Below are 20982 nucleotides of genomic sequence, written 5' to 3'. Positions count from 1 at the left end.
CCATACATGGGCAGTTTACTGGAATTGTTAATGAAGTTCTTTTCGGGAACGATCATCTTTTATATGATGATTGTCATTGTCACATACGGCAGTATGCTGATATTGGCATTTATCCAGCTAAGGAAGCAATACTTAATTGATAAAAATGAAGTGGATGAAGATGATATTGATGCGTTTTACTCAAAACCGGTGTCCATTATCGTTCCTGCGTACAACGAAGAAGCGGGTATTATCGACAGCATCCATTCCATACTCAGTCTGCGCTATCCGCAAATAGAGCTGATCATCGTAAATGATGGTTCTACTGATAATACACAGAGAAAAATAATAGAGCAATTTAGAATGAAGGAAGTTCAGGGAACGATAGCGAACCATATTCCGACGAAGCCGATTCGACATTTTTATCAGTCGGACATTCATCCGAATGTATGGTTGATTGAAAAAGAAAACGGGGGAAAGGCGGACGCCTTAAATGTAGGGATTAACGCATCAAGATATCCCTACTTTTGCACAATTGACGCCGATTCGATTTTGGAGGAAAACGCCCTGTTGCGTGTCATGAATCCCATCATTAAGTCCAATGATGAAGTTATAGCCGCAGGCGGAACGATCCGGATTGCCAATGGGCTTGATGTTCAATTGGGGGCCATATTCCAAACGGATTTATCGAAAAATGCCCTTGTTGTTATGCAGGTTGTTGAATATGTAAGAGCCTTCCTGATGGGCCGGATTGCTTTAAGCACATTTAATTTAATGTTGATCGTTTCAGGCGCCTTCAGTGTATTTTCCAAAAAATGGGTCGTTGCGGTTGGAGGTTATTCCACGGATATGATTGGAGAGGACATGGAATTAGTCGTCAAGCTACATCGGCGTCTAAAGGAAGAGAAAGTAAAGAAAAGAATTCAATTTGTACCGGATCCGGTCTGTTGGACCGAAACACCGCAAGATTTCCAGTCTTTAAGAAATCAGCGGAAAAGGTGGTACAGGGGGTTGATTGAAAGTCTGTGGAAACATCGAAAAATGACTTTAAACCCCAAGTTTGGAGCCATCGGCATGGTTTCTTTTCCATATTTCTGGTTTGTCGAATGTTTGGGGCCTTTGATTGAGTTGGCAGGCTATTTTTATATCGTGATTGCTTTTTTCTTAGGCGATATTTATTACGAGTTTGCTATCCTGTTGATCTTGCTGTTTGTCTTATATGGCGTATTGTTTACAGTGGCAACGATTTTGCTTGAAGCATGGACGATGAATACATATCCAAAGTTCAAAGACCTCATGCGCCTCCTATTTATATCCCTGACGGAAATGTTTTGGTATCGACCTATCACTTTATTTTATAAATGTGAAGGATTTATCACCTTTTTACTGGGGAAAAAAGAGTGGGGGCATATGGAGCGAGTAGGTCTATCCGGGGAAGGGAAGTCCAAATGAAGCGATTTTACATCTTGGGGCTCGTCATCATCATATGTTTACTATTGCCGATCCTTTTATGGTTGGCAGAGCCGGGCAAGAAGCTGCATATAGCGATCATTGATAAAACAGTTCCAAACGAAACATTTCGTGAACATCTTGGCATCACCTGGCTGTTAAATCATCTAAAATATACGGACCATAAAAATCAACCATTTCAATCGGCAAGCGATTACTATGGTTTTGTGCCAAATAATGAAGAAAAAGCATATGATATACGTGCGCTTCCGGACAATTATGACCGATATGGCGTCATTTATTTGGCAGATACATATGGGGTATATGATGAAGATTTGCCATGGATTGAAAAAGAACGGGAAGGCTCCCGTTCAGGTGAAATATACGGCGGTCTCGATTCGGAAGAATGGGCTGCCATTGTGGATCGCCTAAGCAAGAAAGAGAAAAGCTTGCTGATCGCGGAATATAATACATTTGCGTCGCCTACCCATGAAGCTGTAAAAAATAGTGTTACCGATTATTTGGGGCTGGATTGGTCAGGCTGGAATGGCCGCTATTTTGATGAATTGGATCCGCAAAAAAACAAGGAAATTCCGCAGTGGATTTTGGAAGAATACGGGACTGCATGGAATTACAGCGGCGCGGGTTTTCTTTTGGTCAATGACACGGATAATCAAGTTGTCGTGCTGGAAATGGACAAACATTTGCGGGAAAAAGGGATACGTGTTTCTTTTACCAAAGAAGGCAGGAAGCAATTCCATTTGGATGACAGCCCCGACTATGAATATTGGTTTGATATTGTCAAGCCGAAGAGTGACGCCAAAGTGCTTGCCAATTATGATTGGAATCTGACGGATGAAGGTGAAAAGTTGTTGAAAAAGCATGACATCCCGGCTGAATTTGCTGCGGTGTTATCTAGGGAACACGGCCCATCTTCCAGCTATTATTTTGCCGGAGATTTTAATGATATGGCGGATGTTCCCCGCTTTTACCAAATGAAAGGTTTGCAGTCAATTTATAAAATGGCACAAACGTTTTCCGATCAAGCTTTTTACTGGTCTACTTATTTTCCAATGATGGAGTCTATTTTAAAGTCGTTTGCCGAGAAAGAAGAGGTCATTCAGGGAAAAAAATCCGCCAAATTGACATACAATGCCCGGGTAAACAAAGATTCTTTTGAAATCCTGAAGGGCAACAAGTGGGAGCCCCTTGTCATTAAGGGAGTTAACATGGGGATGGGGAAACCTGGTGCTTTTCCGGGGGAAGCTGCTATAACAGAGGAGGAGTATTATAGGTGGTTTGAACAAATTGGGAAAATGAATGCCAATACATTACGCGTATACACGCTCCACCCTCCGGGATTTTATCGGGCTTTGAAGCGCTATAATGACAAACATCGAGAGAAAATCTACCTTTTCCACGGTGTTTGGATCAATGAGGAAAAATTAGAAGAATCACTGGATGCGTTTGAAACAGAGAATCTGCGTGAATTCCAAGAAGAAATGAAAACGATCGTTGATGTCATTCATGGCAATAAAATCGTCGAAGAAAGGCCCGGCCATGCTTCCGGTGTCTATCGGGCCGATATTTCCGAGTTTGTCATTGGCTGGATACTGGGTATCGAATGGTATCCGCATATGGTGCAAAATACGAATAACGTTCATGCTTCCATAGGAGATTATGACGGAACCTATTTTCAAACAAAGGATGCACAGCCGTTTGAACATTGGTTGGCGCAACAAATGGACTTCATCACACAATATGAGGTGGACAAATATCGCTACATTCGGCCCATGAGCTTTACGAACTGGGTAACAACCGATTTGTTAGAGCATCCGGCGGAACCGAATGAAGATGAAGATCTTGTCAGTGTGAATCCAAATGTGATTCATACAAAAAAAGAAATGAACAAAACGCAGCAATTTGCGTCTTATCATATTTATCCTTATTATCCTGATTTCTTTAATTTTGATGAATCTTATTTGTCTTACGTAGATCACCGGGGTGAAAAAAACAGTTATGCGGCCTATTTATCGGAGCTGCATGATGCACACCGGCTGCCCATTTTGGTTGCCGAGTTTGGCGTGCCCAGTTCACGGGGACTGACCCATGCTAACCCATTTGGCTGGAATCAGGGCAATTTGTCAGAGAAAGAGCAAGGAGCGATTCTTCGGCGTTTGTTTGAAGATATCATGGCGGAAAAGTTACTGGGAGGCCTTATTTTCACGTGGCAGGATGAGTGGTTTAAACGAACGTGGAATACGATGGACTATGACAACCCGAATCGCCGGCCTTATTGGTCGAATGCGCAAACGAATGAACAGCAATTTGGTTTATTAAGCTTTGACCGCCACAGCATTCAGGTGGACGGGGTGGCAGAAGACTGGAAATCCAAGCCGCTTTATCAAAAATACAGCGGCCTGAAGGCATTATATGTCGATCATGATGAAAGGTATTTATATATCCGGTTGGATAATGATCTGACCAAACAAGGTGATCCAGTGATTCTGCTTGATGTTGCTCCGAATCAAGGGAATGATTTGATCAAGGGTATCGATAACGTTTCTTTTTCCAATGGCGTTGATTTCATCATCGACTTGAGGAAAAAAGAATCGAGAATGAAAGTGGATGCCTATTATAATCTTTTTACCTATCAGTATGGCCATCAATTGGGCATGATTGAAGCAGGTCCAAAACCGGTCAACAACAGCGGGGAGTTTTCCATCATCCAATATGCGCTTAACAAAGAATTAACATTGCCCCAACAACATACAGTTTTACCTTTCAGCGCCTATGAAACCGGAAAGCTGAAGGAAGGCAATGGCAATCCATCATCCAAAGATTACGACTCGTTGGCGGATTATTATCGGAATGACGAAGGAATGCTGGAATTGAGAATTCCGTGGCTGTTGATCCAAGCAAAAGATCCCAGTCAGAAAGAGTTTGTGGGAGATCTTTATAAAGATGGCATGAATGCCAGTGCTTTCGTGGATGAAATAAACGTGGGGGCATTATATGTTGAAAATGGAGGCAATGTCATTGATTCATTTCCAGCGGTTCAAGAGGGCCGGCTCCTGAAGATGAAGGGGTACTCTTGGGAGAATTGGGATATGCCACAATATGAGGAACGGCTCAAACAGTCGTATGATACGATACAAGAGTTGTTTTTACATATTCAATGAACAAAGCTTCATGCAAAAGCAGGAAATGATCGATCAAACTCGGAAGTGTTGAAATGAAACAGGGGTGTCCGCAGGCCGAAAAATCGGCTTATTGGGCACCCCTTTTCTACATAAAGCACCATGTGATGGCGATAGTCCTGATCGAAAGCAATGTTGTACGCAGTTTTTTAACAGTTAATATGATAAGTTTTTTCTGCTGGCCGCCTTCACGGTTACGGCGTTAATCTTTCATATACTTCATTTAATTCTTTTAGGCGCTTTTCATCTTGCGCCTGCCTGGCATATTTCAGTTCTTCTTTTAGGACGGAATTTAAATAATCTGTCTCTTCTTCTCCCAACTTTTCGACGAATTCTTTTTCATTTTTGTAATGCTGGCTTACAAGTTTTTTGTATATTTGCCGTCCGAACTCTTCGTCATCATAGTTGGACATTGTTTCACGCAAATAGCCTAATGTGTGATCGATGGGAATCACCTTCTTCGTTACATTTTCGTGTTGCTTTTTTTGCTGCGTTCTTCCAGTTTGGTTTTGGGCGCCTGATTTGCTTTATCTTCTGAATATCCTTGTGGATTGACGCTTGTTACGACTCTTTTTTCATTTTTGATCGGGTCTCTTCTGTTCATTGTGCCACCTCCATGTGTTTATTGTTGAATGATTGGCTGTTTTTATTCTAGGGCGGCATTGGGTCCATTTTTTTCCAAATGATGCTCAAATGATAAAACAAAAAGCAGGAGGTTCTCGCCACTAAGATGAGGCGGCATGAGAACCTTCTGCTTTACATGTTTTATGACGGCTGGTACGTGAATCTTGGCAGACCGATGTCGGCCATGGTGAGCAGTCCCGGTTGCCGAATAGCGTCGATCCGTTTGGCGGTGTTGATAGCCATGGCGGCGGTGGATGTGTCGCCGAATATGCCCTCTGGCACAACGATCCGTTGGGTGGTATTTCCTTCAAGGATGATTTCGTCCTTTTGCTCAATACCGGCAGACATTGTTAAATCAAGATGTATCTCGAAGCCTTCAGCGGTTCTGCCGCGCGATACTTGGTGAAGACCGCTAACATCTCCCGTGTTCAATGGTGTGAGCGGGGTATGAACCTGGTCTTTTGCAATGGTCGGTTCGATCGTATTGTTCACGTCTGTCAGCTTCCAGTTCAGTGCATAGGCGATCAATCTGACCGATTCTTCCAAGCCGACATGACCGATTTTATCCTGTTTGGCCAAAGAGAGGAATTCTTCCTCTGACATGCCGATGCCGACCTTTTTTTGTAAAGGTATGCGTCTTTTCGCGACATCGACGTTCCGGATGACGGTTATTTTTTTCACACTCGTCAAAACAGTCGAAAAGCAGACGGCCATTGTGTCCATAATGAAGCCCGGATTAATGCCGGTGCCGATGACAGTCAAGTTTTTCGACTTGGCGTACTCATCGATTTCTTGGGCAAGCTCCGGATAGGCATGCCAAGGGTAGGAAAGCTGCTCACATGTAGAGACAACGGAATAACCATTGTCCAAAAGCTCTTTGATTTGCGGCCAGACAAGTTTTAAATTGGAACCTGTGGCATGGATAGCCACCGGTTGACTATCTTTTCTTTTTTCGACGTCTTGAACATTGTCGGCCACTTTGATTCCGCTGTCAGCTTCCCCGCTGAGTTCTCCGATATCTTTCCCCACTTTATTGGGATCTATATCCACTGCCCCAATAACCGAATGGGGATTGAGTTGATAGGCATTGCGGAGGATTTCTATGCCGATTGGCCCCAAGCCAAATACTAATACGTTCATCTTTTATATGCACCCTTTCTATATCTTTTAACCAATCGTAGCACCGCCTTTAACGGTACGGAAATACATATATCTTATATGGTTATAAGGTTCCCTTATAGATCGGAAAAACGAATAGGTATTCCCTCCAAATCAAAAGGTTTGAGTATGCAGAGAGATGTTTACCATATTTCCCCAAATTAGCATGCTTTGCCAGAGGGCGCTTGCTTTTTGAAAAGGACTTAGAGGAAAAAGTAGCTTTAGCGGCACCATACAAGCCAAAAGTGCTCTATCGAATAAAAGCATCCACATCCCGGCTTGTTTGTTACACCCTTTTTACAGGAATAATACAATTCGTTTACGGTCAGTTAACCATGTTTTGGTAAATTAAGAAGTTGTAATTCATTTAAAGAAGGGAGATTATTATGACCTATGACAAGGTGAAAAAGCACAATACTTATAAAATAGTATTTTTCACTATTCTCCTCTCATTATTTGCCCAGATAATGTTCGTCCAACAAAATGAGGCAAATGCAGCCAAAAATGAGAATAGTCGTGCGGAATATTTAGGGATGAAATTATATCGGGGGGAAATTCACGCCCACACCTCGATTAGTGATGGGGTAGAATTTCCAAAAGATGCTTTTGAATATGTACAGAAGCACACGAACCACGACTTTTTTGGTACGACAGAGCATGATGTTACGTTTGATATCAGTTCGGGAAACGATTACTTGAAACGATATCAAGACTCTTATTCGGAAGAGTATAAGCTAACACGGAAACAGCATGATGATTATAATACCGATCAATTCGTCACTGTTCCGGGGATCGAAGTGACTTGGTATGATAATGCGGGGCATATTAATTTATTTAATACGGAATGGTTCCCGCGAACGTATGGAAAAGGGGCAACAGGACAATTTGGCATGGGCGTTTTACGTTATGATTTGCCTACATTTTATGGCAGATTAAGTGAAGATCCGGATGCGATTGCCCAGTTTAATCATCCTGATGCCATGAGAAAGGGTGATTTTTTTGGCTTTAAACATATAACAAAAGAAGTGGATGATCGAATCTCATTATTTGAATATAAAGTGTCGCGTTATTTTAATACTTATATACAAGCATTAGATAATGGCTGGCATGTTTCGCCAACTTATTCAGGGGATGAACATCAAGCCAATTGGGCAGCACATCACCCCGGCCTTACCGGTTTGTGGACAGAAGAATTAACGAGGGAAGGCATTTACGATGCCTTGAAAAATCGCAGAACGTACAGTTCATTTGACGAAAACTTTGACTTGAAATATTCTGCCAACAAGAAAATGATGGGATCGATTTTACCGAAAGATACAAAAGAATTAGACATACATATTGATCTATTGGATCCTGATAAAGAAGATCATATCGAGAAAGTAACGATTTACAAAAATAATGGTGAAATTGTAAAAGAGTATACGGATATTAATAGCAATACATTCACTGTCGATGAAACGGTTTCTAGTAAAAATGGAGAATATTTTTTAGTACGGGTATTTCAAAAAGATCAAGATGAGATTATCAGTGCGCCAATCTGGATTGGGGAAGAAACAGCAGGAACGGATTACGCTCCGGAGATTACGGTAGAGAAAGAGCTTCCCGGCACTGTTAAACTTGGAGATACAGTAACCATTCCTAACGCGGCGGCGACAGATGACAGTGGTGAAAACCCGTCGGTGAAAGTGGAAGTGTTCGATTCAAAAGGGTTCGTTGAAGTAAACGATAACCGTTTTACGATTAAAGAGTACGGAGAGTACTTTGTTCGCTACTATGCGACCGATTCAAATGGCAATTCCCGAGTAAAGATCGAGCGAATGGTAGTCGATGATAAAGAACTAGATGCGGACAAGCTTTTACAGGAATTTTCACCTGTTGTCCATGTAGGTGAAACAGATGATGCTGTTGGCCTTAATCTAGTGACAGATAAAGTCGTGAAACAATCTTATGTTCAATATAAAGAAGCATCTGAAACAGATTGGAAAAAGGCAAAAGTTGTTCAAGCTGATGTTTCTTATTTTGAATCGGCATATGGAAAAGATATCGACAATAGTAATTACCGAATTTTAGCGTCCCATGAAGCCAATATAGACAAGCTGAAAAAAGGGACAAAGTATGAGTATCGTTATGGTGTGTCGAAAAACGGTCCATGGGGGCCGGTAAATTCGTTTGAAACGGTACCCGATTCTGATGATACGACAATTTATGTGATGGGCGACTTGCAAGTGCCAGATAGAAATCCGGAAAGCTTCTCCTTGTTTACCGACACGCTGAAAATGATTCGTGGCAAAAATCCCGATGGAAAGCTGATGTTACAAGTTGGCGATCTTGTTGACAAAGGTGGAAGAGCGGATTTTTGGTCTGATGTTTTTGACCATGTTTATAAAGATTTTGATTTATTATCAGCAAACATGGCAGGAAACCATGAATTCATGCAAGATGCCGATGCTAGTTCATTTGCGCATTATTTTAATACTCCCAAAAATGGAAAAGGGACGTTTCCAGAAACAAATTATTCCTTTGATTATGGAGATGCTCATATTGCCGTTATTAATTCCATGGATCTGAACAAGGAACAACTAAAATGGTTGGAAGAAGATATGCGTTCCACGGATAAAAAGTGGAAAATTGTGACAGGTCACTTTTCTTATTTTGGCGGATCGCATAGTGATGATCCTGGTATGAGTACCGATCGCGCACTTATGTCGAAGAAATTGCAACAGCTTGGCGTGCAGTTGTATATTGGCGGGCATGATCATGTATATAAACGCTCCACGATTCGTGATGGCAAAATGGATAATAGTCAGGAAGCGATGAATTTAGGTACGACTCATATTACGATGGGTTCTTCCGGACCGAAATATTATGACAATGAAGCCTATTTCTGGGATCATATTGTGTATGATGAAAATGTCCCGACAGGGATGATTTTGGAAGCAAACGCCGAATCGCTAACGGTTAAAGCGTATAACCAAGCTGGAGATACAATTGACGAATTTACCATCCAACAAGCTGAAAATCATATAGAATTATCAAGTGTTGATGTGGAAAACGGAATGTTTAAAGGAGTTGGCTTGTTAAATCATCCCGGGTCACTAGATAAAGTGACGGTGATTGCCGCCAAGTATGACCAATCCGGTAAAAAACTACTCGATTCCCAAATCAAAGAGGTAGAATTAGAACAAAAAGGCCGGGAACAAGTCATACGATTTGATGAACCAATGAAATTTACCGATCAGAATACGGTCAGGCTGTTTGTTTGGGATCATTTTTCAAATCAGCGACCTGTTGTGCCTTCTATGGTAGTAAGGGAAGCAATGGAAGGTGAGGGTACAGCAGAAAATCCGTATAAGATTGACAGTTTAGAAGATATGAAGAAAATGGCCTACTACCCTGATCGCCATTATGTGATGACAGCTGACATTGATGGCGAAGGGCAGTCGTTACAAGCAATCGGATCAGGAGATAGCCCATTTAGTGGAGTATTTGATGGAAATGGGCATTCCATTACAAATGTGAAGATCACGACTCCGAGTGGCGATCAAGGCGCAGGATTGTTTAATGTGAATAACGGCACGATTAAAAATGTTGCTGTACTAAAAGCAAATATTGATATTCATTCCAATGACATCGGCATTTTAGTCGACGTGAACAATGGAACGGTTGAAAATTCTTATACGACTGGAAAAATTACGGGTCAATCGAATGTCGGCGGCTTAGTAGGATTTTCTAATGGAACGATTCGAAATAGCTATTCTACTGCAACTGTAAAAGCAAAAGAGAAGCAAGCAGGCGGATTAGTCGGTATTACAAACTACTTTAGTTTGACAGAAAATAGTTATGCGACGGGGTCTGTAACGGCAGGAAGCTCCAATGCAGGTGGAATAAGCGGTTATGGTTACAATGATACAACGATTCAAAATAACTTTGCTTTCAATACTTCTGTCATTACGACGAGTGCGGCCAACCGAATTGTGGGCCGGATTAGAAGTGATCAACAAGCCGTATTAGAAAACAACTACGCCTACGATAACATGATGGTGAGCAAAGAAGGCATAACGAAAGAAGATGCCAATAATGAAAAAGGACTTGGAAAGTCAAGAGAGCAAATGGCCGATCAAGCCACATTTGAGAAAGGATTAGGCTGGGACTTTGACCACGTTTGGATATGGGATGAAGGTGCGCAACGTCCATTACTGAAAAACAATCAAGAAAAGGTAAATGAAAATACGGAAGAACCTTCACTTGAAAAAGATGAAAATGGATCCTATATTATCACTTCTGTACAAGATTTACAGATGATCAATCTTTTTCCGAAAGCAGACTATATTTTACAAAATGATTTGGACTTTTCCGGCTATACGTTTACTACTTTAAATATAGATTCGCCGTTTTTAGGCACATTTGACGGGAACGGTAAAATCATCAAAAATATGGAGTCGAAAACGGGCGCTTTATTCCATTTAAATGGTGGAACGATTACAAACGTCGGAATTGAAAATGCAAATGTTATCGGGGAAGAAGGAGCACCGCAAACGGGCATTCTAGTCAATGTGAACAATGGAACGGTTGAAAACACGTATACGACTGGAAAGGTTGTCGGAAAAAATACAGTTGGGGGCATCGTAGGATATTCGAATGCTACGATCCGAAATAGCTATTCAACAGCGGATGTAACCGCCCAAGTAAGTCAAGCGGGTGGTATTGTAGGTATAACAAACGGCGGCAGCTTAACAGAAAACGTGTTTGCGACAGGAGCCATAACTGCCGGAACGAGTAATGCTGGCGGGATCACGGGCTATGGCTATAATGGAACGATTGTCAGAAATACAGCAGCGTTAAATAAGTCTATTACTACCAATTCTCGAGCGAACCGAATTGTCGGGAGAATCTATAAAGGACATATAGCGGTGTTGGAAAATAATCTATCATATCAGGGAATATCAATGGAAAATGAGTACGTGACGACAGACTCATTAACCAATGAACGAGGATTAGGTAAAACGAAAGAAGAAATAGAAAACAAAGACACGTATATTCAGGCATTGGGTTGGGATTTTGCGTCAATATGGAAATGGGATCCACAAAATAATAGGCCCGCGCTGGCATTCAACGAAGTAACAGAAGAACAACCGGGAGAGGATGTCGAGGAAGAGCCAGGAGAGGAAGCTGAGGGACCAGCGCTTCAAAAAGATGACAATGGATTCTACATGATCGAAACGATTGAAGATTTACAGGAACTCAATCAGTTTCCAAATGAACAGTATAAGCTCAACAAAGATCTTGATTTTTCGAATGTAGCGAATGCGGCTCCATTAAATAGCTCGAACGCTTTTACAGGTGTATTCGATGGGAATGGGAAGAAAATTCTTCATTATACATCTAAACAAGGAGCGTTTATGGATCAAAACAAAGGTACCATTAAAAACATGGGTGTTGTTGACGCTAAAGTGGAGGCTGCTGGTGATAACATTGGAATATTAATCAATGTAAATGACGGTGTAATCGAAAATTCGTTTACAACGGGTGAAGTGACAGGCAACTCAAATGTCGGCGGCTTAGTCGGCTATTCGAACGGTCAAATTAGAAACAGCTATTCAACGGCTCATGTAAAAGCAACATCTAAGCAGGCAGGAGGACTTGTCGGTATTACAAACACAGAAAGTATAACAGAAAATAGTTATGCGGCCGGATCTGTATCGGCGGGAAGTTCAAATGCAGGCGGAATTAGTGGATATGGGTATAAAGAAACAACGCTGCAAAACAGTGTTGCTTTAAACGATATGGTCAATACGATATCTTATGCCAACAGAATTGTCGGCAGAGTGAAAGCTGGCCATACGGCAACGCTAGTCAATAATGTGGCAAATCATCATATGACCGTTAGCAAAGAGGGCGTTACAAATGAAGCGGCGAATAATGAAAAAGGTCTCGGAAAAAGCATAGAACAATTAGCGAGTCAACCATTGTATGAAAACGAGCTTGGCTGGGATTTTAATGGAACGTGGACTTGGGATGATGTTGCGAAACGCCCATTATTGGTTGCCAATAAAGAGTATATTGATCCAAATAGTCATCCGCAACGGCCTTCACTGGAACAGAATGAAGATGGATACTATATGATCAAGACTGCGGCTGATTTCCAAGTACTGAATCAGTTTCCAAATGAGAAATATATCGTAAATAATGATCTTGATTTTACAGGTCAATCGTACACAGTGGAAAAACCTTTTATGGGTGAGTTGAACGGAAACAATAAAACGATCCGTCATTTCCATTCCAATGTCGGCGGTTTATTTCAACTGAATGGTGGAACGATTAAAAACATTGGAATGATAGATGCGAAAGTTGTTGGAGAAAAAGGTGCGGCTCAAGCCGGAATGGTCGTCAACTTAAACAATGGAATAGTTGAAAATGTCTTTTCAACTGGTTCCATCACTGGTGATAACACGGTTGGAGGGATAGTAGGATATTCCAATGGTGTGATCAAAAACAGTTACTCGCATGCTGATGTAACCGCGAATGTCAGTCAAGCAGGCGGAGTTGTCGGGATTACGAATGCCGGCAGTGTAACAGAAAAGGTATATGCAGCAGGCTCTGTTACAGCAAAGAAAAGCAATGCCGGCGGTATTACAGGATATGGCTATAATGGCACAGTTGTAAAAAGCGCCATTGCCTTAAACCCTTCTGTTACGGCAGGCTCGCACGCGAATCGAATCGTTGGAAGAGTTTTTAAAGGACATACAGCGACGTTAACGAACAATTTCGCCGTAGCGGATATGACTGTTGATCAAGAAGCTGTTACAACTGAGTCTCCAACAAATGAAAAAGGTCAAAGCATTGATAGAGAAGGACTTGCGAGTAAAACGATTTATGAGGAAACGTTGGAGTGGGATTTCCAACATGTGTGGCACTGGGATGAAAACCGACAATTACCTGTATTAAAATACTAGATTCGCCAAGTATGAATAGATGGAGGTTCCGATGAAGAAAACGATCTATGTCTTTGTCGTTATGGTTCTCATTAGTTTCATCACTCCTTTAACCTTAAAGGCAGAAACGATTCATAATAACGACGGGACATTTACAATAACCGGTCAAGATAGCAATAGTGCAAATAAAACGATGACATTATCCGTTTTTGAAGGAAAAGAACAATCTTCAAACACGTTAATGTATATCGATGAGTTTACTGCTGATGATAAAGGCAACTACAACCTAACATTTACGACAAAAGAGGCGTTATCGCCAGACGCTCCTTTTGTTGTAACATTAGCTGCTGATGGTAAAAAAATTGAGCATGAAACCATTTATCATCCAGAAGCTGAAAAACCGACAGACCCGACAGATCCTAAAGACCCAACAACCCCTGGAGAAGATCCGGGAGATGGAGAAGATCCTGGAGACGGAAAAGGCCCGGGAGACGGAGAAGGTCCGGGAGACGGGAAAGATCCTGGAGATGGAAAAGGTGATAAACCTGGAGATCATAACGATGGTGATGGAGGTAATGGACAAAAGCCAGACGACAATGACGGCAGCAATCAACCAAAAGGAAATGACGGAAATGAGAATGGTAACAATGATGGTTCTTCTGATGCAGACAAAAACAGTCAAACAGAAGATTCAACAGGATCGAGTAACGAAGGAAAAGATGGGGACAAGCTTCCTAATACGGCTACATCCATCGGGAACTTGATTGTCATTGGCATTGGATTGATCGCCGTCGGTGGTGGATTTGTCTATTTGGGGAGAAGAAAGTCCCGGAAACAGTAATTGAAAGTTGGATAGATTGGTAAGCTCGAAGATTGTTTATTTTTAAATAAGCCGTTACTTTCCTGGACATAAACTCGGGAAGTAACGGCTTTTTGATTTGGAATGGCATTTTTCCCTTTTTAACATTGGGCTCTATTGGCATGAAGTTGTTCGTCAAATTCCTATTTTTGCAAAGGAAAAGTGGTTCCCCGCCCAAACAGATAAAAGGTCATCAAGGCATAATGATCGTGCCCGCCTCAAGGGGAAATGGGTTGAAAAATCGCCCTTTGCATCATCGCGAGGGCTGACTGAATCTGAGCTGAACTGAACTGAGCTGAACTGTATTGACTATATCTGCGCGCCTACATGTCATTGTTTAAGCGGCTTGCCACATAAACTGAATTATTCTGCCAGTATGTACATTTGCAGAGCTAAAATATCAGATGGTAAAATCACTTTGCAGAATGTCCAAGATACGGCTGGTGAGTAACGGCAAATAGTCATCATCTTTCCATATGGCCGAAATGGAGCTTGATAACTCCATATCGCTGATCGGCAGAGCCCGGATTTTTCCCGTTTGTAAAATATCGACCATCTCTTTTGGAATGAAAGCTACACCAACATTATTAGACACCAAGTTGATGGCGGTAAATAGCTCGGATACCGTGCAAATTCTTTTTGGTGTAAAGTCGGCCATTGTACAGGCTCTTTCCACAAGATGATGGAGAGAAGAGGCCTGTTCTTTATCATAATGAATGAAATTTTCGTCTCTTACCTCTTCCAAATGAATTGATTGTTTGGAGGCAAGCGGATGCTCCACCGACACGACAAGTTGAAGGGGCTGTCTGCTGAACTCCACCATCTTCATCCCCTCTTTCAACATCTCGTTTTTTTGGATGGGGGTACGAATAAGAGCGAGATGGTATTTGTCATTTCTGACCAATTCAATCGCTTGGGACGAGGTCGTTTCATGCAAATAAAATTCCACTTCGGGGAATTCGAGAATCATCTTTTTAAACAGATTGGGAATATACAGGCTCGCAGCCGTCGGGACAGTCGCAATATTCATTTTTGCTTTTGGTACGATTTTATTTTCTTTGATATATTGAATGGTTGATTCGATCATTTCAAAAGAAGATGCAAGCTTTTTGTATAAATATTCTCCTTCTTCCGTCAAGGTAACCTTTCTTGTTGTTCTGCGCAGCAGTTTTATACCAAGTTGCTTTTCAAGCGACACAATTTGCTGGCTCAAAGCAGGTTGGGATATATATAGCTTTTGTGCCGCATTGCTGAAGTTTTTCTGTTTGGCTACTTCCAAAAAATACCTAAAAGCATCAAGGTTCATACGACCATTTTCCTCCTTGCTTAATCTCCGTATAGCATCTACAGAGCGTAATGGAGAACACTTTCCATGATATACCACTGAGTGATAGAGTACAAATCCCCGTCTTCTTTTAAGAGGAATGACTTGAAAAAGCTGCTGCTCAGATGATCAGGCGGCGAAAAATCCACTGCTTACCTAATAGAAAGCAAATTTCAAATTCATTTCTTGCGCTTATTGACTTCTTTTATCTTGTAAAAGTTTACAATGATCTAAAGTGCAGTGTTCATTAACATTTGAACCTATTTCATCATTCTGTGTAATGCCTAAAAAAGCGAACATGCCAATGTTACAGATTTCATACTTGCATTTCTACAGGCGGACGGTTTCCACTAGTCTGCTTTTTCCTCGCCGCTTCGCTTCTGCGGGACCTTCGGCGCAAGCTAATCCCGGAGGCAGGATCTGTCTATTATTATGAATATATAGAATATTAGTATTTTAGACTTAGAAAACAATGTTGAAATTCACTCATTTGATAAATGTAAAATCCCTAAAACTAATAAAAAACCGAAATATACAATGCGATTATTAGTTTGTCTGTATATTTCAAAAGTCATCTCTCCGGTTTTTTTGATCAGTCTAATAGACAAAAACCAACTCCATTTCCATCTGGACATGATCAATACAAGTCCTTGCTATAATGAAGTCTATTCCATTATGGCCGAGGTTTTTTAGCGCTTTTTATATACTAGAAATGGTAGGGGGCATTCTCTTTTTATACCACTTTCTATAAATAAATAAAATACAAATTATTAAAAGTTATTAATTTTATTTGGAATTTAGTTTATAATAGATTTATACTTTTAAAATTAGTTTATTTTAAAAGTTTTTACAAATGGAGAAAGGAGGAAAATGTTGTTTAGTGTTGCATGGTTATTATAAAAAATGAGGAGGAATTACAATTGACTTCAAAAATCAGATTTAATAAACTATTTTATTTGCTCATTGTCTGCAGTTTATTTTTGTTTTTAGCGAATACTTCATCAGCCTACGCTCAAGTAAAAAAAGATGGGGAAATGTCTGAAAATTATATTGAATCTTTCTCTGTTCCTCAACCACGTGATTTAACTGATTTAGATCGTTCTTTTCAAATGGAGCAATCGAACAGCATTGAGGGAGCGGAGCAACTTCAATTAACAGAGCCTGACGCTGCGAATCAAAATGGATTGTACTTAAACTTCACTGACTATTTGACAGAAGAAGGACAATATAAATATCTATATCCTATTACTGTTGAACCAGGCCATGTCTTGAATGTACAGTTGGATTCACCAAATTCAAACGAGTTAGACTATGATTTATACCTTTATGAAGTAAACCCTGATAATTTATCTATGACATTGGTGGACGTATCGCAAAATCGTACCTATCTAAACGGCACGGAAGGGACAGCGCCTGAAAACGTAGGTGACTATAACACATCAGAGAAGAAAGAATATGCCGCTTTTGTCGTTTCTGAAAAAGGTTCGAGTACCGACCAACCATTTACGATGCATGTAGGTATCAATAAAAATTCGGACATTTATGAGCCAGATGAAAACGTAAGAACTGCTTTGAAGTTCTCGATACCTTCCATCCCCCAAGGACCAACCAAAATTAATATGCGGTCCATGGATTCTTTAGTGGATAATGACTGGTTTTCTTTTACGGTTCCCGAATCTAAGAGTTATGTAGGGATCCAACTGACATTAGATTCTATATCTCAACAGGCAGGTTATAAAGTCGAGCTATATCGACTGGTCAACAACCAATTAAGGAAAGTCCCTATGGATTCCTCAGGTTACGTAACGTATGAAAATCTAATTTCAGGTCAGTATTATATTCGAGTAACCGCAATTGAAAGCACGCAGCTGAGTCAAAAAAATTACACTTTAAGCATTTTGCCAAGTTATATAGTGCTTCACAAATAAAGTCTTGAATATGTAAACTCCATCGTCCTGAGGAAATAGCAAGCATATTACGGTTATTTCACTAAACTGTATTTTGTCAACGGAAAGAATGGGAAGAAACGACGATATTAACAATAAATAAAAGACATATAGAAAAATAAAAATAACCACCTAGGCCAGTATGTTCAAATTCCAAAGAGTCTGCTTTTTGAGATTTAGCAGACTCTTTTTTTCTAAAACTGGCTATACATATTACTACCATTTTTGACTTTTATGAGAATGCAGAAGTTTTGTCGGTTAACGATTGTATTTGCAGCTTTTCGAATAAAAGATGGCCTTATTTTAACCTGAAAATGATCGTACATGGTGATTGAATAAATCTTTGGTAATAAGAAAATGTACGACTCAGCGGAAAAACAAAGGGTTTTTATTTTCAATGGAATATAAAAGCTGAGCCATACAAAAAAAGAGTGAACCAACGTACAACTCTTCTTCTCTTTATGGTATTTATCCCTTGAACCTACAGTAACCGTAGGTTTTATAATGGTGAATGAATGAGATGCCAAAAAAGGAAAGGAGAGATCGTTTATGAGTCAGGAAAAGTTTTATCGTATCGGGGAGTTTTCGGAAAAAACGGGTATTCCGGTTCGGACGCTCCATTATTATGATGAGATGAATTTGTTGACTCCCAGGAAAGATAAAAGTTCAGGTCATCGACTGTACAGTCATAAAGATGCAAGCGAGCTCCAAAAAATTGTGACGTTTCAATCTCTCGGCTATCGATTGGAAGAAATCAAGAAGTTGCTTACGGAGAAATCATTTGATCTGGGGCTTAAAGAAACGCTTCAGTTACAAAAAGAGAGCTTAAAAGCGGAAAAAGAACGAATAGAAACGACGTTAACAACGATTGATCGGACAATGAAATTGTTGGAACAACAGGAAGAGGTGGATGGCGCGGTGTTGATGAGCTTGATTCGGGCCTTCCAAACAGAGAAAGAACAACGGCAATGGGCAGAAAAATCTATTCCCAAAGACGCCCTTGATTCGGTTTTCAGTAAAACAAAGCAAGAGAAACTTGCGCTTGATCAGGCGTATATCGAATTTTGTAAAGGTGTGAAGGAACTTTACGGCAGGCCGATAGAAGATGCGCAAGTTCAGCAATTCCTCAAGGAGTATGTAGAATCGGTTCTCGAATATATAGGGGAAGAGACGTTCAAGCGTTTGCCACCCATGGAAAAGATGCCGAACGATGAATTGGAAAAATGGGCAATTACGCCGTTTTCAGAGGAAGAAGAGGAATGGTTGAATCAGGCGCTGGCGTTTTATCTGGAGCGTTACGAAAAAGAGTAATCTTTGTTGCCGTTCGCTTGTTTTTATGAACTTGACTTACACATCAAGAAGCTCGGCTAGTGATGTACAATAAAATGGAGTTGGCTTGCCGCATAATCTAGAGTCAACTCTTGATTCAATCCAGAATGTACCTTGCCCTATCTAAATCTGTTTGCTTCAGCCAATGAGCTATCCTGTTTGGAGAAGGTGATACCTAATTAGCCCCTAAATGAACTTGGACAATAAGGGTAAAAAATAATATACTGCTTAATGTACCAAGGAGGCTAACAACATGACACGAAACAAACACTCCAAGGAGTTTAAATTACAAGTCATCAAAGAGGCCCAGGAGACAGGCAATAACAGCCTTGTTGCCCGCCGTTATGAACTGAATTCCAACATGGTATGCCGTTGGGTGCGGGAATATAAAGACGGAAAATATGGTGATGTTGATGTCGCTGTTTTACCAGATTTTGACCCGAAAGAAGTATCCAAGGAAAATGAAAAGCTTAAAACATTGCTTGGTGAAAAAGACCTTGAAATCGCGATTTTACGCGACATTATAAAAAAGAAAAACCCTCACTTGCTGAAAAAATTGAAGTAGCCGACCACTGGATTCAAAAAGGCTATTCTATTTCTAAGGTGCTAAAGGTCATAGGGATCGCTCGTTCCACCTATTATTACCAAAAGAACTACCGTGTGGAAGAGAAAAAAGTGAGTGAGGGACGTCCAGCACCAGGTTATTCCTTCACAGAAGACGGACGAAAAGTATCAGACGAACAAATCAAAGAATTCCTTCTGGAGGAAATTGCAGGCGATGGCTTCAACTATGGCTACCGCAAACTGACTAAGAGGCTTCGCCGCGAATATAGCCTTGTCATCAACAAGAAGAAAGTCTACCGGTTGTGCAAAGAGCTGGGTATCCTGCGTCCACAACGCAAAAAGAAGACCCAACACCCTAGGAAACTGGCACGAAACCGTACGATAACAGACTCAAACCAACTATGGGAAGCGGATATCAAATACGGCTACATCGAAGGGGAAGACCGGTTTTTCTTCGTCATGTCCATTATCGATGTATATGACCGTGGAATTGTCGCCTATCATAACGGATTAAGCTGTACAGCTAAAGATGCCGTCCAGGCACTTCAACAAGCATTGTTAAGACGCCAACAATTCAACGCAGCGATCAAACCAGTGATCCGAACAGACAATGGGCCACAGTTTGTTTCCCATACTTTTGAGGAATTTTGCGAAAAATACCATATGGAACATGAAAGAATTCCGCCAAGAACGCCGAATATGAATGCCCATATTGAATCTTTTCATCGAATTTTTGAAGATGATTGCCTCTCAAGGTGGCAGTTTGAAACCTATGCGCAAGCCTATGAAGCTGTCACGGATTTTATGGTCTTCTACAACGAAAGACGGATGCATTCAAGTATTTTGGACCTATCACCTCAGGAGTTTTACGAACAAAATAAGCATCATAAATTGGAAATCAAAGAGGTTCGCGTGTGATCGATTTGAGGGAGTCAGGGCCGATAGGAATCCTAGTCAGGCTACGAAAGGAGCCACAGCGCAGCTGCTTGCCATTTACCGCAGCGCCCGATTCTTAGTAGGCGGTGGAAGGGGTCGGGGCCCCGCCAACGAATACTTAGAATCGACTTGTCCGTGTTACCATCTGTTGCAGGCGAGCCTCTAGGCTTTTATTTTCGCTAACCTGCATGGATACCGCTACACGGACAAAAGCAAGGTCAATGGTGGCGGACAAGAAGCACAGAATCCAAAATCAAGAAATAGAGAGCTATTTTAAGAAAAAGATAGATTAAGAGTAACCATGTCCAAAATACGGGGGTTAATCCGATACGAGTTCCTTTCACACCATCTTTTCGTTGTATTCAGCGGTTTGAATGATTACCTTATTCACTCCTCTGGAATATTTCTCGACTATTTCATTAGGAGTAGTACCCTTGGGGCTGACAATGTAACGAGAGTATATTTCTGCTCCATCTCCCAATTTTTCATCAACCTCATAGCATTCTAATAACCTCTCATATTTCCATAAAACTTGTTCACCGTAAATGTTTTTATAGGAATGTTCATGTTGGCTTCCGAGTTGCTTACCACTCCATTCGGCATGATCTCGATCTTTTGCTCTAATTAAATAATGTCTTTCTTCATATATTTCTTCAAACTTATGTCCAAGCCTTTTCTAGTT

11 protein-coding genes are annotated in these 20982 nt (G+C 40.9%); 7 read left to right on the top strand and 4 right to left on the bottom strand.

Annotation, left to right across the window (positions count from 1 at the left end; all coding sequences use genetic code 11):
• Positions 1-6: 6 nt before the first annotated feature.
• Together NST31_RS07925 and NST31_RS07920 are read left to right on the top strand one after the other, a co-directional pair.
• The gene (locus tag NST31_RS07925) at positions 7-1431 is read left to right on the top strand and encodes a glycosyltransferase (protein ID WP_077111488.1); all 1425 of its coding nucleotides are present in this window, start codon (positions 7-9) and stop codon (positions 1429-1431) included.
• Positions 1428-4610 (top strand): hypothetical protein, encoded by a 3183-nt coding sequence (locus NST31_RS07920; protein ID WP_339164888.1) that lies wholly within the window; start codon positions 1428-1430, stop codon positions 4608-4610. Before NST31_RS07925 ends, NST31_RS07920 begins: the two co-directional genes overlap by 4 nt.
• 212 nt (positions 4611-4822) lie before the next feature.
• Here the strand turns inward: NST31_RS07920 and NST31_RS07915 are convergent, their stop codons facing one another.
• From NST31_RS07915 to NST31_RS07905, 3 genes are all read right to left on the bottom strand, one after another.
• Positions 4823-5074, bottom strand: a complete 252-nt coding sequence (locus tag NST31_RS07915) for a sporulation protein (RefSeq protein ID WP_077111512.1) — start codon at positions 5072-5074, stop codon at positions 4823-4825.
• Between the two features lie 17 nt (positions 5075-5091).
• Positions 5092-5232 (bottom strand): small, acid-soluble spore protein L, encoded by a 141-nt coding sequence (gene sspL, locus NST31_RS07910; protein WP_077111486.1) that lies wholly within the window; start codon positions 5230-5232, stop codon positions 5092-5094.
• A 161-nt stretch (positions 5233-5393) separates the two neighbouring features.
• The gene (locus tag NST31_RS07905; protein WP_077111485.1) at positions 5394-6392 is read right to left on the bottom strand and encodes a hypothetical protein; all 999 of its coding nucleotides are present in this window, start codon (positions 6390-6392) and stop codon (positions 5394-5396) included.
• A gap of 404 nt (positions 6393-6796) precedes the next feature.
• Here NST31_RS07905 and NST31_RS07900 point away from each other — a divergent pair, with 404 nt between their 5' ends.
• Both NST31_RS07900 and NST31_RS07895 read left to right on the top strand, forming a co-directional pair.
• On the top strand, positions 6797-13363 hold the full coding sequence (locus tag NST31_RS07900) for a metallophosphoesterase (protein WP_339164887.1): 6567 nt from the start codon (positions 6797-6799) through the stop codon (positions 13361-13363).
• Between the two features lie 31 nt (positions 13364-13394).
• Positions 13395-14183: an LPXTG cell wall anchor domain-containing protein gene (locus tag NST31_RS07895; RefSeq protein ID WP_339164886.1), complete on the top strand. Its 789-nt coding sequence runs from the start codon at positions 13395-13397 to the stop codon at positions 14181-14183.
• A 418-nt stretch (positions 14184-14601) separates the two neighbouring features.
• Here NST31_RS07895 and NST31_RS07890 read toward each other — a convergent pair whose 3' ends face one another.
• On the bottom strand, positions 14602-15507 hold the full coding sequence (locus tag NST31_RS07890) for a LysR family transcriptional regulator (RefSeq protein WP_339164885.1): 906 nt from the start codon (positions 15505-15507) through the stop codon (positions 14602-14604).
• A gap of 938 nt (positions 15508-16445) precedes the next feature.
• Between NST31_RS07890 and NST31_RS07885 the strand changes: the two genes are divergently transcribed.
• The 3 genes from NST31_RS07885 (at position 16446) to NST31_RS07875 (ending at position 20282) form a co-directional block, all read left to right on the top strand.
• The gene (locus tag NST31_RS07885; RefSeq protein WP_339164884.1) at positions 16446-17453 is read left to right on the top strand and encodes a hypothetical protein; all 1008 of its coding nucleotides are present in this window, start codon (positions 16446-16448) and stop codon (positions 17451-17453) included.
• A gap of 567 nt (positions 17454-18020) precedes the next feature.
• A complete protein-coding gene (locus NST31_RS07880) occupies positions 18021-18782 on the top strand; it encodes a MerR family transcriptional regulator (RefSeq protein WP_339164883.1) in 762 nt (253 codons plus the stop codon).
• A 271-nt stretch (positions 18783-19053) separates the two neighbouring features.
• A protein-coding gene (locus NST31_RS07875) for an IS3 family transposase (protein WP_212951973.1) occupies positions 19054-20282 on the top strand; the annotation gives its coding sequence in 2 pieces (ribosomal slippage) (positions 19054-19342 and positions 19342-20282; 1230 coding nt in all).
• The last annotated feature ends 700 nt before the right edge of the window (positions 20283-20982 follow it).

The organism is Siminovitchia sp. FSL W7-1587 (assembly GCF_037963795.1).
GTDB lineage: Bacteria > Bacillota > Bacilli > Bacillales > Bacillaceae_C > Siminovitchia > Siminovitchia thermophila.
This window is presented reverse-complemented; position numbering and strand designations above follow the sequence as displayed.

Bases quoted from the DNA above. Each gene is read 5' to 3' on its own strand.
- NST31_RS07925 (WP_077111488.1), top strand. From the start codon at position 7: ATGGGCAGTTTACTGGAATTGTTAATGAAGTTCTTTTCGGGAACGATC.
- NST31_RS07920 (WP_339164888.1), top strand. From the start codon at position 1,428: ATGAAGCGATTTTACATCTTGGGGCTCGTCATCATCATATGTTTACTA.
- sspL (WP_077111486.1), bottom strand. From the start codon at position 5,232: ATGAACAGAAGAGACCCGATCAAAAATGAAAAAAGAGTCGTAACAAGC.
- NST31_RS07905 (WP_077111485.1), bottom strand. From the start codon at position 6,392: ATGAACGTATTAGTATTTGGCTTGGGGCCAATCGGCATAGAAATCCTC.
- NST31_RS07900 (WP_339164887.1), top strand. From the start codon at position 6,797: ATGACCTATGACAAGGTGAAAAAGCACAATACTTATAAAATAGTATTT.
- NST31_RS07895 (WP_339164886.1), top strand. From the start codon at position 13,395: ATGAAGAAAACGATCTATGTCTTTGTCGTTATGGTTCTCATTAGTTTC.
- NST31_RS07890 (WP_339164885.1), bottom strand. From the start codon at position 15,507: ATGAACCTTGATGCTTTTAGGTATTTTTTGGAAGTAGCCAAACAGAAA.
- NST31_RS07880 (WP_339164883.1), top strand. From the start codon at position 18,021: ATGAGTCAGGAAAAGTTTTATCGTATCGGGGAGTTTTCGGAAAAAACG.